Origin of the sequence: Litorivicinus lipolyticus (assembly GCF_009650135.1) — a bacterium.
Classification (GTDB): domain Bacteria; phylum Pseudomonadota; class Gammaproteobacteria; order Pseudomonadales; family Litorivicinaceae; genus Litorivicinus; species Litorivicinus lipolyticus.
The window spans coordinates 962,899-976,726 of sequence record NZ_CP045871.1 but is presented as its reverse complement, the minus strand read 5'-3'; the positions used below and the strand labels follow the sequence as shown (position 1 = coordinate 976,726).

Genomic DNA, 13,828 nt, shown 5'->3' with positions numbered 1-13,828 from the left:
CTTTTTTACAATAACTGCAGTTGTGCGACCGGCTTGAACGATCGTCGGTGCTCAGGGGTTGGCCCCAAGGCTCGCAAGCACGCCAGGTGCTCGGCCGTTGGGTAGCCCTTGTGGCGGTCGAATCCATATCCGGGGAACTTGGCATGATACGCAAGACACCACCGATCACGGTAAACCTTGGCGACAATTGATGCCGCCGAAATACTGGCTTTCTTTTGGTCGCCTTTGACCACGGCCTCAGCCGGCAAACCCAGCCCGGGAGGCACTCGGTTGCCATCAATCAAAACCCGCGACGGGATCACTGACAACCCAGCCACGGCCTGACGCATGGCTTCGAAGGTCGCTTGCAGAATATTCAGCCGATCGACCGTAGCCGCATCCAGCGCCACCACCATGACCGCTTCGGCCTCGGCGTAAATCGTTTGCGCCAGCGCGTCACGGCGCGAAGCACTCAGAACTTTGGAATCCGCCAGCCCTTGAATCGGCCGAGCCGGGTTCAGAACAACCGCCGCCGCCACCACCGGCCCCAGCAATGGGCCGCGGCCCACTTCGTCGACCCCGGCAATCACAGGGTCCGCGCCAAGACCGCACTGATGGCGCTGGCCGCGCGCCCGGCTGCATGCGTGGCCAGCGACCGATGGACCTCGGCAAAGGCCGTCATGGCCGCCTGGTTGTCGCCGTCCAAGGCCTGTTCGACCGCCGGAATCAGACGCTCGGGGCGGCACTCGCCCAATAGGAATTCGGGCACATAAGGCTGGGCCGTCAAATGGTTAGGCAAGGCTACGTGCTTAACGGTTAACAGCCGTTTAACCCACCACCCAGTCAACGCATTCAAGCGGTAACCCACCACCATCGGCCGTCCGATCAGCGCGCCTTCCAAGGCCGCGGTGCCCGAGGCTAACAACAGCGCGTCGGCCGCAGCCATCACGGTCCTCGATTGACCCTCCACGATAGTCACCGACTGGCCGGCAAACAGCGCACGCAAGCGCTCAGCCAAAGCCGGCGTCGCCGCGGGAATCAGCACTTGCAAGTCCGGTCGCCGCGCCAACAAACCGGCCACGGTCGCCGCGAACACCGGCCCTATTCGGCGCACTTCACCATCGCGTGATCCGGGCAGCACCGCCAAAGTTTGACACTCGCGCACACCCAAAGTGCGGCGGGCATCGCTGTGGCTTGGGTCAAACCCGATTTCGTCAGCCAGCGGATGGCCAACGCAGTCCACCCGCATGCCGTGTTCGCGGTAGACCGACACCTCGAACGGGAACAGCGTCAACATCAGGTCAACCTGGGTGGCGATTTTCTTGACCCGATCCGCGCGCCAGGCCCAGACCGAGGGGCTGACAAAGTGAACCGCCAATACCCCCATGTCTTTGAACGACTTGGCCAGGGCCAAATTAAAGTCAGGGGCATCAATCCCAATGAAGGCACTGGGAGGGTCGACGGCATAGTGTTTGACGATATCGCGGCGCAGTTTTAACAGTTCACGCAAACGGCCTAGCACTTCGATCAAGCCCATCACGCTGAGGCGTTCCATCGGCACCAGACTATAAAAGCCCTCGGCCGCCATGGCCGGCCCACCGATGCCCTCGAAGTGCGCCCCCGGGTGCTGTTTTTTAAGCTCACGAATCAGCGACGCGCCGAGCAAGTCACCCGACACCTCACCGGCCACCATGACAAAACGTTTGGTACTCACTAGCGAACGATGCCGCGCTCAGCCGCCACCAGAGAATCACGGAACAGCGCTACCCAAGTATCCACGTCCGCATCCGGGCCCAGTTCGGCCAGCGCGGCGTCCAAGGTCAGGCCGCTGCGGAATACGGTTTTGTAGGCACGACGCAGGGCGGCGATGCTATCGTCGCTGTACCCACGCCGGCGCATGCCTTCGAAGTTCATGCCGTTAGCGCGCGCCCGGTTCCCGGCCACCATGACAAAGGCCGGGATGTCCTGAAATACCACGGTACCGGCTGCGGTCATGCTGTAGGCACCGATTTGGCAGAACTGATGAACCAGCGTGCCACCCCCAATAATAGCGCCACTGCCGACACGAACGTGGCCGGCCAGGGCCGCGTTGTTGGCGACGATGATATTGTCACCGACCACACAATCATGCGCCACGTGAACATAGGCCATCAGCAAATTGTTCGAGCCGACCTGGGTGATGCCGCGGTCTTGGACGGTGCCGCGGTGCAGCGTCACGCCCTCGCGAATGGTGTTGTTATCACCCACGATCAGCTCGGTCGGTTCGTTTTTGTATTTCAAGTCTTGGCAGGCTTCGCCGACACTTGCAAACTGAAACACGCGGTTATTTTTACCCAGGGTAGTCGGCCCATTAACGACCGCATGGGGACCGATTGATGAGCCTTGGTCGATGCGCACCTTGGCACCGATGATGGCGTAGGGCCCGACACTGACGTCCGGGGCCAACTCCGCCTTGGGGTCAACAATCGCTGTCGGATGGATCATTTAGACAGTCCGATCCGCACACATAATGTCCGCGCTGCACACCAGTTCGCCATCCACCGTGGCGGTACAGGCAAACTTCCAGATCCCGCTACGCACCTTGACCACTTCGGCGGTCATGATGAGCTGATCGCCCGGCACAACTTGGCGTTTGAAGCGCACGTTATCGGCACCGACAAACAAATAAACGCTGCCATCGGCCGGCGTTTTATCCATCGTTTTGAAACCCAACACACCAGACGCCTGGGCCATCGCCTCGATAATCAGCACGCCCGGAAAAATGGGATTGCCTGGGAAATGGCCATTGAACAGGTCTTCGTTGACCGAAATGTTCTTCAACGCAACCACGCGCTTGTTCAGCTCCAACTCCAAAATCCGGTCCACCAACAAAAAGGGGTAACGGTGGGGCAGGTACTTTTGGATTTCCTTCACATCTAACATCACGTGCTTATTCCTTCGTTCCGTTGTCTCGTTTTTCCAGCGCGATCAGGCGTCGAGCCAGCGCATCCAGCTGATTAAATCGTGCTACGTTTTTCTTCCATGCGCGCATTGGTCGTGCGCCTTGGACGCCGCCGGCATAGGCACCGGGGACGTCGATATCACCGGCTACCAGTGTCATCGCGCCGATGTGGACTTTATCACAGACTGCGATGTGCCCGGCGAACCCAGCCGCGCCGCCGACCGTACAATCGGCACCCAATTGGGTGCTGCCGGCCATCCCGACACAGGCCGCGATCGCGGTCCGGTCGCCGATCACACAGTTGTGCGCAATCATGACCTGGTCATCAATTTTAACGCCGTGGCCGATCCGGGTGTCATCCAGCGCGCCACGGTCGATACAGCTATTGGCGCCAATTTCACAGTCGTCGCCAATCACCACACCGCCGATCTGGTGAATTTTCTGCCAGCCGTCGGCGCTCGGCGCGAAACCAAAACCATCGGCACCAATCACCGCACCGCTGTGGACACGGCAGTCCGCGCCAATCCGAACGCCGTGATACAGCGTAACCCGAGCCATTAAGTGGCTACGGGCACCAAGTGAGCTGTCAGCACCGACCACACACTGGGACTCGATCACGCAGCCCTCGCCGACTGTTACGCCGGCCTCAATCACCGCGCCGGGGCCAATGTAGGCACCGGACCCGATAGTCGCGCTCGGATCAACCACGGCGCTGGGATGAACACCGGGCGCTCGCCGCGGCGCAGAATCAAAATACGCCGACACCCGGGCATAAGCGGCATACACATCGCCGACGCGAAGCAGGTGGCGGTCTGGATCGGATGGGTGTTCGGTGGCGACGATCAAGGCCCCAGCGGCGGTCGTAAACGCCCGCTTGGGCATCACAAAGGCCAGGTCCGAAGGCCGAGCCGCGCCCAGCGACGCCAGGCGCGCCGGTACGAATTCAGGGTCCCCGTCCAGGGTCGCCCCAAGCAGCCGGGCCAGTTCGGCTAAATTCATGGGGTGGCGTTAAAGCGAACCAACAGATCGTCGCTCAGGTTGACGCTGGGGCGGCCCCAAACCACGGCCTCGGCATTGACCACCAGCTCTAAGTTCTGGGCATCCGCCAACTCAATCACCAAGGACTCCAAAATCGGCAAGTTGGTTTCCAAGAAGCTCTGCTCGCGGGCCGCCAGCAGCGCTTGGGCTTGTTGCTGCAGCTCGGCCATTTGCTTGCGCAACTGACTCATTTCGGTCAACAGGTCCGCCCGCTCCGACTCGGCAACATCCTGGGTTTGCAGCCGGCTCTCGGCGAGCTGGCCTTGTTCCAACAAACGCGCCAAGCGCGCTTGGGTCGGGGCCAGTTCGGCCTGCCACTCAGCCCGCGCGCTCTGGGCGCGATCGGATGCGGACAGCACCGCCTCGACGTCGATCACGCCGATCCCAGCGGACCAAGCCGGGGCACACACCAACGCCAACGCCACCAGGCATTGACGAATCACAGGCCGGTTCCGATCGAGAACTGGAAGGTCTCGGTTTTGTCACCGGTCTTTTCATTCAACGGCGTCGCGTAGCTAAAGCTCAACGGCCCGATCGCGGTAATCCAGGTGAAGGCAACACCGGCACTGGCGCGCAATTCGCCCAAGTCGACGTTTTCACGCGAGTCATACACCTGGCCCATGTCGACAAACACCGACAGTCGGTTGCTGCGTGGGTTATCAACAAAGGGCGCGGCCAATTGGTAGTCAACACCACCGGTAATCAGCAAGTTGCCGCCAAAAGGATCGCTGGCAACCCCCGAGGCCACATCAGAACGCGGACCCAATGAATTGGACTCGTAGCCGCGCACGCTGCGCTGGCCACCGGCAAAGTAGTTGCGGAAAAACGGAATGGTCGACAGGTCACCCATGCCGTCACCAAAGGCCACGCGGCCACGCACGCGAATGGCTTTTTCCGGCGCCAAGTTAAAGTAGCGCTCCCCGTCGTAGCCGGTGGTGTAGTACTGCAGATCGGAGCCGGGAATACTCAAATCGAAGTTAACCCGCTGGTAGCTACCGTCGGTCGGCAACAGGCCACGGTTCAGGGTTGAACGCTGCCAGTAAATGCCGGTCTGAAGTTCCGTAAAGGACTCTTTGCCGGCAACATCGGTTTGGAAGGTCGTGATCTGGCCGACCGCAGCGCTGCCGCCCGGCGCCAAGTTCGCCCCCAGCTTCAGGTCCGTCATCAGCAGCCCGCCGCTAAAACCGACCCGGGAGTATTCGCTGATCGGGTAGCCGAAGTTAACACTGACACCGGTCTCGTCGATGCTGTAGCTGGACGAGCCTTCCTCTTGAAAGTCGGTCTGGCGGTAGAACGCGTCAATACCGCGGCTAACGCCGTCCACCGTCAGGAAGGGGTCAAAGAAGCTAAAGCTCAGTTGCTGTACGGCATCGGATTTATTCACGCCAAACTTAACGTTGTTGCCGCTGCCCAAAAAGTTGTCCTGGGCCAGCTCGACGCCAAACACGGCGCCGGATGACTGCGAATAGCCGACGCTGGCGCTGAAGCTACCGGTGGATTGCTCTTCAACCTCGATTTCCAGGTCGGCCTGATCCGGCGAACCCGGGACCGGTTTGAGCGACGGGCTGACGCGGCTAAAGAAGCCCAACCGTTCCAGCCGCGAGCGGCTCAGTTCGATTTTGCCGGTGTCCGCGACCGCACCTTCCAATTGAACCAGGTTACGGCGCATGACCGGGTCGGCTGTGACTTCATTGCCTTTGAATTCGATGCGGCGAACGTAGGTTTTCAGGCCCGGCTCAACCAAGTAGGTCAGATCAACCGTGCCGGCTTGGTCGTCAAATTCGGGCACTTCGCGAACGTTAGCGCCGGTAAAACCGGAGCGACCCAGGACCGCTTTCAGGCCCTCAGCGTCGGCGCTGACGTCGCGTTGACGGTAAAGCTCGCCGACCGTCAGGCTGACATCACCATCCAAGTTATCGATACCCGGGGGCAGTTCACCGGCAACCCGAACGTCACCCAGCGTATAAACCCGGCCTTCGTCAACCAAAATGGTCAAAAACACCGTCTGACTTTGCGGGTCCAACTGGACAGTCGACGACTTGACGTCGACCCGGGCAAAGCCCTGGTCAAAATACACCGAGCGAATACGCTCAACGTCACCGGCCAGGCGCTGGCGGTTAAAGCGGTGACGCTTGCTGAAAAAGGTGAAGGCACCGGGTTCGGTCAGCTCCATGGCGTCGCGCAGATCGTCGACGTCGACCTGTTCGACACCAATAAAGCGAATGCGGCCAATGGTTGCGATCTGACCTTCGTTAATGTCCAGCTCGATGCCGATCCGGTTGTCCGGCAGCGCCCGAGTGCGCGTCTCGACGGTGGCGTCGTATCGGCCTTGGCCTTCGTATTCACGCGCCAATTGCGTTTGCAGCCGATCCAGAGTCGATTGCAACAGCACCTCGCCCTCCGCCACACCGGCGCCGCGCAACACGTCACGCAAGGCCTCGTCTGGAATGATTTTGTTACCGGTAAAGACAACCCGGGCGATCGCTGGGCGCTCGGCCACTTGGATGACCAGATCGTTGCCGTCTTGTTCCAGCGTGACGTCCCGAAAGAACCCCAACTCGAACAACGAACGAATGGTTTGGGCGCCCATTGACGCGGTATAGGTCTGGCCGGCCTGGACCGGCAAGGCCGCAAAGACACGCTCGGACGACACCCGCTTTAAGCCCTCGATGCGGATGTCGGCGATTGAAAACGCCAAGCTCCACTGAGACAACACTAAACACGCAAACGCAACACTACTTCGAAGGGCAAAGGCCATGAGCCATCAATTCCATGCAAGCCTGACGTCGTCAGGTTAAATCGTTATAAAAAGCAACCATCATCAAGCCCATGATCAGGGTCATGCCGACGCGCATCCCCAGGGCTTGAATGTGTTCCGGCACCGGGCGTCGTGTGATCGCCTCGATGGCATACCAAAGCAGGTGTCCGCCGTCCAAAACCGGGATCGGCATTAAGTTCAAAACGCCCAAGCTAACGCTGAGCAGGGCCAGGAAGCCCAAATACGGCAATAACCCCGACTCAGCCGAGGCCGTCGCCACTTTAGCAATGCTGATAGGGCCGGACAAGTTCGCTGGCGACAGCACGCCGGTCAACATCTTGAACATTGCTTCGACCGTGAACACTGACATTTCCCAGGTGCGCACAAAGCCCTCGCCTATCGCGCCGATAAAACCGGACCGTTCCAGGCGTAAATAGTCATCCGGAATGTCCGGGGATTGGGGGTACACACCGATCCGACCGACGCTCGGGTCCTGATCACTCGGCGCCGGGATCAGGGACCGTTCCAGGCGCTCGCCATCGCGCATCAGCTCAATCAACAAGGCGCGCCCCGGGGCGGCACTGACGGTGTCGACCAAATCATCCCAGCCGTCGATCAAACGGCCATCGATGCGAACGATCCGATCGCCCGGTAACAACCCCGCCATGGCGGCGGGACTGGCGTCGACCGTTTCACGCACGACCGGGTCGATGCGCGGTGACCAAGGCGTAATACCCAGCTGCTGCAGCGGATTGATCAACTCGCCCGACAATCCCGACACGTCCAGCGTACGCGTCAAAACGACTGCTTCACCGGGCCGCTTCAATGCCAACTCGACGCCCTGGGCTTCGCCGGCGTCACCCAAAATATACAGTCCAACGTCTTGCCAGCTGGAGGCCGCCCGCCCGTTAACCTCGACAATTTCCAAGCCTGATACCAGGCCCGCGCGCTCCGCTGCCGTGCCCGGCTCAATATCGCCCAACACGGGGGCAACCACTTCGCGCCCCGCCAAGGCCAAGACAAAGTACATCAGCACCGCAAAGGCAAAATTGATACCCGGGCCGGCGGCCACAATCGCGGCGCGCTGGCCCAGTGTTTTGTGGTCAAACGATTCGGCGTAAGCGGCGGCCTCAACCGTGCCCTCGCGCGAATCGAGCATTTTCACGTAACCGCCCAGCGGCAAGGCCGCAATACGGTATTCAGTGCCGCGCGCGTCGTGCCAACGCAGTACCGTCGGGCCGAAACCGATTGAAAAAGTCAGCACTCGAACGCCGCACCGGCGCGCCACCCAAAAGTGGCCAAACTCGTGAACGGTGATTAACACACCCAGCGCAGTCAGGGTGGAAAACAGCATGGTCAGTGACATCTATAACTCCGCATACCAACGTCTAGCGTGATCATCAGCCTCAAGCACGGCGTCTAGGGAGTCAATGGGGGCCGGCGCTACGCACTCCAAGGCGTGACCGACTCGCGAGGCAATCTGGTCAAACCGCAATCGGCCGCACAAAAAATCCTCCACCGCGCACTCGTTGACTGCGTTCAGCCAAATACTGTGGCGCTGAGACGCGGTCACCGCCGCACGCGCCAACCCCAATGCCGGAAAGCGGTCATTATCCGGCTGATCAAAGGTCAGCTGGCTTAACTGGGCCAAATCCAGCGGTTCAACCCCGCTGTCAACGCGCACCGGGTGGGCCAGCGCATTGGCAATCGGCACGCGCATGTCGGTCCGGCCGAGCTGTGAAATAAACGAGCCATCACGGTATTCAACCAAACTGTGAATGATGCTTTGCGGGTGCAGCACCACGCGAATGTCGGTGCTGGCGACGTTAAACAGGTAACACGCCTCGATCAGCTCCAGGCCCTTGTTCATCAAGGTGGCTGAGTCGACTGATATTTTTTGGCCCATGGACCAGTTCGGGTGCTTGCAGGCCTGTGCCGGTGTGACCTGCGACAGGTCGCGTTCAGGTTGATCGCGAAACGGCCCGCCCGAACAGGTCAGCCACAGTTGGCGCAGGCCCTGGATCGGCTGGCCACAGCGGTAATCCGCGGGCAAGGATTGGAAGATGGCGTTGTGCTCGGAATCAATCGGCAGCAGCGTCGCGCCATGGGCATCGACCGCTTGCATCATCAAGTCGCCCGCCATCACCAGGGCTTCTTTGTTAGCCAAGGCGATTCGCTTACCGGCCCGGGCCGCGGCCATGGTCGAGGGCAAACCGGCCGCCCCCATGATCGCCGCCACCACCAGATCAGCCTCGCTATCCGCCGCCAACTCGACCAAACCCGCGGCACCCGTGACCACGTCCGGCTGGTAGTCGATTGCCGCCAGCAGCGCCGTGCGCGCCGCTTCATCGGCCACCGCCACGCGCGCGGGACGCCACTGGCGAACCCGTTCGATCAGCGCGTCGACCCGGCGAAAACCACTTAGGCTGTGCAGCACCATGCTGTCGGGATTGGCCGCCATGACCCGCAAGGTTGAGTCGCCGATCGAACCGGTGCCGCCGAGCAAGGCGACCCGGGTCGGAGTTACACCAGCCAAGCGCCACCGATGACGCACAGCGCGAATACCGGCGCCGCCGCCGTCAATGAGTCAATCCGGTCCATCACACCGCCATGCCCAGGCAGAATCCGGCCGCTGTCTTTGTGGCCACCCATTCGCTTGAGGACGCTTTCGAATAGGTCACCCAGCACCGACGCGGCCATCGTGACCACACAGGTCAGCAACATCGTCATCCAAACCTCGGCACCGTGAAAGCCTTTGTAAAGCCCGACTATCACCGTCACCACCAGCCCCAGCGCCATGCCACCCATGACCCCTTCCCAGCTTTTACCCGGCGACACGTGTGGCGCCAGTTTACGCCGACCAAACTTACGCCCGGCGAAATAGGCACCGACGTCGGCACCCCAAATCAGCAGCAACAGCAGCAACAACAGCGCATCCGCGTCCGGGTGACGCTTGAGCGCGACCATCGCCGTCCAGGCGGGGATCAGAACCATCCAACCGCAGGCGAGCTTGCGCCACGGCCCGTTCCACGAATCCAACGACTGCGGGAAGCCAATCACCAAGCCCAGAGCCACGCCCCACCAGGCTACACCCAGCACCAACACCATGACGTGCAACTGCGGTGGCAAAAACCAGGTAAAGGCCAATGAGCCGGCCACCACGCTGACAAATATGGTCCGCATACGGCGATATTCGACACCGGCTAGGCGCGACCATTCCCAGGCCCCGAGCAACATAATCAGCGCCCACATCAGCGCAAACAACGAATGCGACAGCAAGAAAACGGCCGCCAACACCGGCGGCGCTACGATAATTGCGGTCAAAACCCGAACCCACGTCATGTCTTTTCCTTACGCCCGCCAAAGCGGCGTTCTCGACCGGCAAAGTCGTCCAGACAGCCGTCAAACGCGGCGTCTCCGAAATCAGGCCACAGCGTGTCACAGAAACTCAGTTCCGCGTAGGCCGCTTGCCACAGGGTAAAATTACTCACGCGGTGGTCACCGCCGGTCCGAATCAGCAAATCCACCGGGCCTGAATGAGCCAGGCTCAGGTAGGGTTCAAGCTCGCTTTCGGGGCAGTCGGGCTGGCCCGCATGATCCAGCGCCCAAGCCGCGGCGGCCTGGCTGATATCCCAACGCCCGCCATAGTCGACCGCCAAGTTCACGGTCATGGCGCGGTTGTCCGCGGTCGCCACCTCGGCCGCCTCAATCAAGCGCACCAACCGAGCTGAAAGGCGATCACGCCGGCCAATCACGCGCAAACGCACTTGGCGCTCATTCAAGCGCTTAATGTCTTTTTTTAAGGTGGTGGCGAACAGCTCCATCAGGCCTTTAACTTCGACCGCGGGGCGATTCCAATTTTCAGAAGAGAACGCGAACAGCGTCAGGTGGGCGATACCATGATGCAGGCACCGATCCGTCACCACTTTGACCGACTCACCGCCGGCTTTGTGGCCGCCAAGCCCGCTGTGCCCCTCGCGCTGGGCCCAACGATTGTTGCCATCCATGATGATGGCAACGTGTCTGGGTAGGCTCAAATTCAGACCTCGAGCAGGTCTTTTTCCTTGGCGCTCAACATGCTGTCGATTTCCGCCACGAAACTGTCAGTGATCTTTTGGACGTCGTCCTGGGCCTTGCGGTCGTCGTCTTCGGTGATGTCCTTGTCCTTCAACAACGACTTCACGTCCGCGAGCACGTCGCGGCGAATGTTACGCACCGAGACGCGGCTGCTTTCGGCTTCGGCGCGTGCCTGTTTGACGAAGCCCTTGCGGGTTTCCTCGGTCAACATCGGCATTGGCACACGAATCACTTCACCGGCGGTCGACGGATTAAGACCCAGGTCGCTCGACATAATGGCTTTTTCGATCGCCGGCACCAGGTTCTTTTCCCAGGGTGTGACCGCCAGCATACGGGCGTCCTCGACCTTAATCTGGGCAACCTGCGACAGCGGCGTCGGCGATCCGTAATAGTCGACGCGAACGCCATCTAAAATAGCCGGCGTAGCACGGCCGGTACGAATTTTGGCGAGGGCGTGTGACAGCGCCTCAACGGTTTTGTGCATCCGCTCTTTGGCGTCATCTTTGAGTTCATTCAGCATACAAAATCCTAGAATTAGTCGACCGATTGTTCGATCAAAGTACCTTCATTCGTGCCCAATACCGCACGCGCCAACGACCCCGTTTCATTCATGTCAAACACACGAACGGGCAAACCGTGATCACGGGCTAAACAAATAGCAGTTAAATCCATAACGCCCAACTGTCGCGCTAGCACCTCGTCATAGGTCAGACGCTCGTAGCGCGTCGCGTCAGGGTTCTTAACCGGATCATCGGTGTAAACGCCGTCAACCTTGGTCGCTTTCAGCATCAAGTTCGCTTCGATCTCGATGGCGCGCAAACAGGCTGCAGAGTCGGTGGTAAAGAACGGGTTGCCAGTACCGGCAGAGAAAATAACCACGTCGCCCGAGTTCAAATAGCGAACCGCGCGTCGATGGTCGTAATGTTCGACCACACCACTCATGGGAATTGCACTCATGACGTGGGTGGAAATATTCGAGCGTTCCAAGGCGTCACGCAGTGCCAAACCGTTCATGACGGTGGCCAGCATGCCCATGTGGTCGCCCGCGACCCGGTCCAGTCCAGCCGCCTGCAGCGCAGCCCCTCGAAAGAGGTTGCCGCCACCGACGACCAGACCGACCTGTATCCCTACCCCTACCAACTGGCCAATTTCCAAGGCCATACGGTCCAGCACTTCCGGCCGGATACCAAAACCTTCGTCACCGGCCAGCGCTTCGCCGCTGAGCTTTAACAATATGCGTTTGTACTTGCTTCGTTCGGCCATGGCAGGGTCCTTATCAGTAGGGTTTATTCGCCTCGAGCTTGCTGCATGACTTCTGTAGCAAAATCGATTTCTTCTTTTTCGATGCCTTCACCGACTTCGAAACGCACGAATGAGATCACTTCGGCACCCGCGTTGGCAACCAGCTTGCCGACGGTCACGTCAGGGTCTTTAACGAAAGGCTGTTCGACCAGGCTGATTTCCGACAAGAACTTGCGGATACGGCCGCCAATCATTTTTTCGACGATTTCAGCCGGCTTGCCTGATTCCAGAGCCTGAGCCGAGAAAATTTCTTTCTCTTTGGCGACTACGTCTTCGCTGACGTCAGCCGCACTAACGACCTGCGGGTTAACCGCAGCGACGTGCATCGCAACATCACGGGCCAAGGTTTCGTCGCCGCCTTTCAACGCAACGACTACGCCGATACGGCTGTTGCCGTGAACGTAGTTACCGACCACACCACCTTCAACTTGAGCGATGCGGCGAACCGAGATGTTTTCACCGATTTTCTGAACCAGTGCTTCACGTGCGCTTTCGATGTCGCCAGCAACAACCGCTGCAACGTCCGTCGAGCCCGCTGCGACCACCGCGTTCATGACGCTGTTGGCGAAGCCCAGGAAGTTTTCGTCGCGTGCCACGAAGTCGGTTTCAGAGTTAATTTCAACCATGAAGCCATCTTTCGCGCAAATTACGCCGTCAGCCGCAACACGACCGGCTTTTTTAGCCGCTTTCATGCCGGATGATTTACGCATGTGATCAATCGCCGCTTCGATGTCGCCGTTTTGCTCGACCAGGGCTTTTTTGCATTCCATCATGCCCAAGCCAGTACGCTCGCGCAGTTCTTTAACCAATGACGCTGAAATCTGTGCCATGCCAGTTCTCCAAAAATTGTGTCTGAAAAATTCGTTACCCAAATAGTAAGAGGGGGACCGAAGCCCCCCACTTGCTTGCCTTAGGCTTCGGCTTGATCGTCGCTTTGCGCAGGCGCTTCGACCGCTTCTTCGACGTAGTCGCTTTCGACTGCGGTGACACCGCTACCGGCGATGACTGCATCTGCAATTACACGGCTGTAGATGTCGATCGCACGGATCGCGTCATCGTTGCCGGGGATTACGATGTCAACGCCATCGGGGTTTGAGTTAGTGTCGACAACGCCGATCACCGGGATGCCCAACTTGCGAGCTTCCAGGATGGCAATGTCTTCATGGTCAACGTCGATCACGAAGATCGCGTCGGGCAAGCCGCCCATGTCTTTAACACCACCGACTGACAATTCCAGCTTGGCCATCTGACGCGTCAGATCCAAAACTTCTTTCTTCAGCAGCTTGTCGAACGTACCGTCGGCCGCTTTAACTTCCAGATCACGCAGTTTCTTGATCGACTGGCGCAGTGTCTTGTAGTTGGTCAACATGCCACCCAACCAACGATGGTTGACGTACGGCATGCCACAACGTTCAGCTTGGGTCTTGATGACCTTGCTGGCGCTGCGCTTGGTACCGACAAACAAGACCTTGTTCTTGTTGGCCGCCAAGTTGCGAACGAACTCAGACGCCTGTTCCAGCGCGGGCACAGTGTGCTCCAAGTTCATGATGTGAATCTGGTTACGTGCACCGAAGATGTACTGTGACATCTTGGGATTCCAGTAACGAGTTTGGTGACCAAAGTGTGCGCCTGCCTTGAGCAGATCGCGCATGCTAACTACGCTCATAATAGAGTTCTCCGTAGGGTTAATTACAGCCAGGCGACCGATCGACAGAAACCCACGTATGGGACCC

Annotated in this window: 15 protein-coding genes; all 15 read right to left on the bottom strand. The window is 59.5% G+C overall.

Features of this window, described 5'->3' with window-relative positions; all coding sequences use genetic code 11:
- Window positions 1–5 precede the first annotated feature (5 nt).
- A complete protein-coding gene (gene rnhB, locus GH975_RS05015) occupies window positions 6–569 on the bottom strand; it encodes a ribonuclease HII (RefSeq protein WP_153713476.1) in 564 nt (187 codons plus the stop codon).
- Window positions 566–1,693, bottom strand: a complete 1,128-nt coding sequence (gene lpxB, locus GH975_RS05010) for a lipid-A-disaccharide synthase (protein WP_246164764.1) — start codon at window positions 1,691–1,693, stop codon at window positions 566–568. Before lpxB ends, rnhB begins: the two co-directional genes overlap by 4 nt.
- Window positions 1,693–2,463: an acyl-ACP--UDP-N-acetylglucosamine O-acyltransferase gene (lpxA, locus tag GH975_RS05005; RefSeq protein WP_153713475.1), complete on the bottom strand. Its 771-nt coding sequence runs from the start codon at window positions 2,461–2,463 to the stop codon at window positions 1,693–1,695. The genes lpxB and lpxA overlap by 1 nt, the downstream gene beginning before the upstream one ends.
- Entirely contained in the window at window positions 2,464–2,901 is a 438-nt protein-coding gene (gene fabZ / locus GH975_RS05000) for a 3-hydroxyacyl-ACP dehydratase FabZ (RefSeq protein WP_153714777.1), read from the bottom strand. It lies immediately after the preceding gene.
- A gap of 7 nt (window positions 2,902–2,908) precedes the next feature.
- On the bottom strand, window positions 2,909–3,919 hold the full coding sequence (gene lpxD, locus GH975_RS04995; RefSeq protein ID WP_153713474.1) for a UDP-3-O-(3-hydroxymyristoyl)glucosamine N-acyltransferase: 1,011 nt from the start codon (window positions 3,917–3,919) through the stop codon (window positions 2,909–2,911).
- On the bottom strand, window positions 3,916–4,401 hold the full coding sequence (locus tag GH975_RS04990) for an OmpH family outer membrane protein (protein WP_153713473.1): 486 nt from the start codon (window positions 4,399–4,401) through the stop codon (window positions 3,916–3,918). Before GH975_RS04990 ends, lpxD begins: the two co-directional genes overlap by 4 nt.
- The gene (gene bamA, locus GH975_RS04985; protein WP_170272545.1) at window positions 4,398–6,674 is read right to left on the bottom strand and encodes an outer membrane protein assembly factor BamA; all 2,277 of its coding nucleotides are present in this window, start codon (window positions 6,672–6,674) and stop codon (window positions 4,398–4,400) included. Before bamA ends, GH975_RS04990 begins: the two co-directional genes overlap by 4 nt.
- A gap of 73 nt (window positions 6,675–6,747) precedes the next feature.
- Window positions 6,748–8,082, bottom strand: coding sequence for an RIP metalloprotease RseP (rseP, locus tag GH975_RS04980; protein WP_153713471.1), 1,335 nt, complete (start codon window positions 8,080–8,082; stop codon window positions 6,748–6,750).
- Window positions 8,083–9,252 (bottom strand): 1-deoxy-D-xylulose-5-phosphate reductoisomerase, encoded by a 1,170-nt coding sequence (gene dxr, locus GH975_RS04975; RefSeq protein ID WP_153713470.1) that lies wholly within the window; start codon window positions 9,250–9,252, stop codon window positions 8,083–8,085.
- On the bottom strand, window positions 9,240–10,058 hold the full coding sequence (locus GH975_RS04970; RefSeq protein WP_153713469.1) for a phosphatidate cytidylyltransferase: 819 nt from the start codon (window positions 10,056–10,058) through the stop codon (window positions 9,240–9,242). The genes dxr and GH975_RS04970 overlap by 13 nt, the downstream gene beginning before the upstream one ends.
- Window positions 10,055–10,753 carry a polyprenyl diphosphate synthase gene (gene uppS / locus GH975_RS04965; protein WP_246164763.1) on the bottom strand — a complete coding sequence of 233 codons (699 nt, stop codon included), beginning with the start codon at window positions 10,751–10,753 and terminating at the stop codon, window positions 10,055–10,057. The genes GH975_RS04970 and uppS overlap by 4 nt, the downstream gene beginning before the upstream one ends.
- A gap of 2 nt (window positions 10,754–10,755) precedes the next feature.
- Window positions 10,756–11,313, bottom strand: a complete 558-nt coding sequence (frr, locus tag GH975_RS04960) for a ribosome recycling factor (RefSeq protein ID WP_153713468.1) — start codon at window positions 11,311–11,313, stop codon at window positions 10,756–10,758.
- Between the two features lie 14 nt (window positions 11,314–11,327).
- Window positions 11,328–12,056 (bottom strand): UMP kinase, encoded by a 729-nt coding sequence (gene pyrH / locus GH975_RS04955; protein ID WP_211365841.1) that lies wholly within the window; start codon window positions 12,054–12,056, stop codon window positions 11,328–11,330.
- A 23-nt stretch (window positions 12,057–12,079) separates the two neighbouring features.
- A complete protein-coding gene (tsf, locus tag GH975_RS04950) occupies window positions 12,080–12,925 on the bottom strand; it encodes a translation elongation factor Ts (protein WP_153713466.1) in 846 nt (281 codons plus the stop codon).
- Between the two features lie 80 nt (window positions 12,926–13,005).
- Complete coding sequence (gene rpsB, locus GH975_RS04945) at window positions 13,006–13,761, bottom strand: 30S ribosomal protein S2 (protein ID WP_153713465.1); 756 nt, start codon at window positions 13,759–13,761, stop codon at window positions 13,006–13,008.
- Window positions 13,762–13,828 lie beyond the last annotated feature (67 nt).

What these genes read in the sequence shown, in the direction of transcription:
- lpxA (WP_153713475.1), bottom strand. Translation starts at nt 2,463, where the DNA reads ATGATCCATCCGACAGCGATTGTTGACCCCAAGGCGGAGTTGGCCCCG.
- fabZ (WP_153714777.1), bottom strand. Translation starts at nt 2,901, where the DNA reads ATGTTAGATGTGAAGGAAATCCAAAAGTACCTGCCCCACCGTTACCCC.
- lpxD (WP_153713474.1), bottom strand. Translation starts at nt 3,919, where the DNA reads ATGAATTTAGCCGAACTGGCCCGGCTGCTTGGGGCGACCCTGGACGGG.
- rseP (WP_153713471.1), bottom strand. Translation starts at nt 8,082, where the DNA reads ATGTCACTGACCATGCTGTTTTCCACCCTGACTGCGCTGGGTGTGTTA.
- GH975_RS04970 (WP_153713469.1), bottom strand. Translation starts at nt 10,058, where the DNA reads ATGACGTGGGTTCGGGTTTTGACCGCAATTATCGTAGCGCCGCCGGTG.
- frr (WP_153713468.1), bottom strand. Translation starts at nt 11,313, where the DNA reads ATGCTGAATGAACTCAAAGATGACGCCAAAGAGCGGATGCACAAAACC.
- pyrH (WP_211365841.1), bottom strand. Translation starts at nt 12,056, where the DNA reads ATGGCCGAACGAAGCAAGTACAAACGCATATTGTTAAAGCTCAGCGGC.
- tsf (WP_153713466.1), bottom strand. Translation starts at nt 12,925, where the DNA reads ATGGCACAGATTTCAGCGTCATTGGTTAAAGAACTGCGCGAGCGTACT.
- rpsB (WP_153713465.1), bottom strand. Translation starts at nt 13,761, where the DNA reads ATGAGCGTAGTTAGCATGCGCGATCTGCTCAAGGCAGGCGCACACTTT.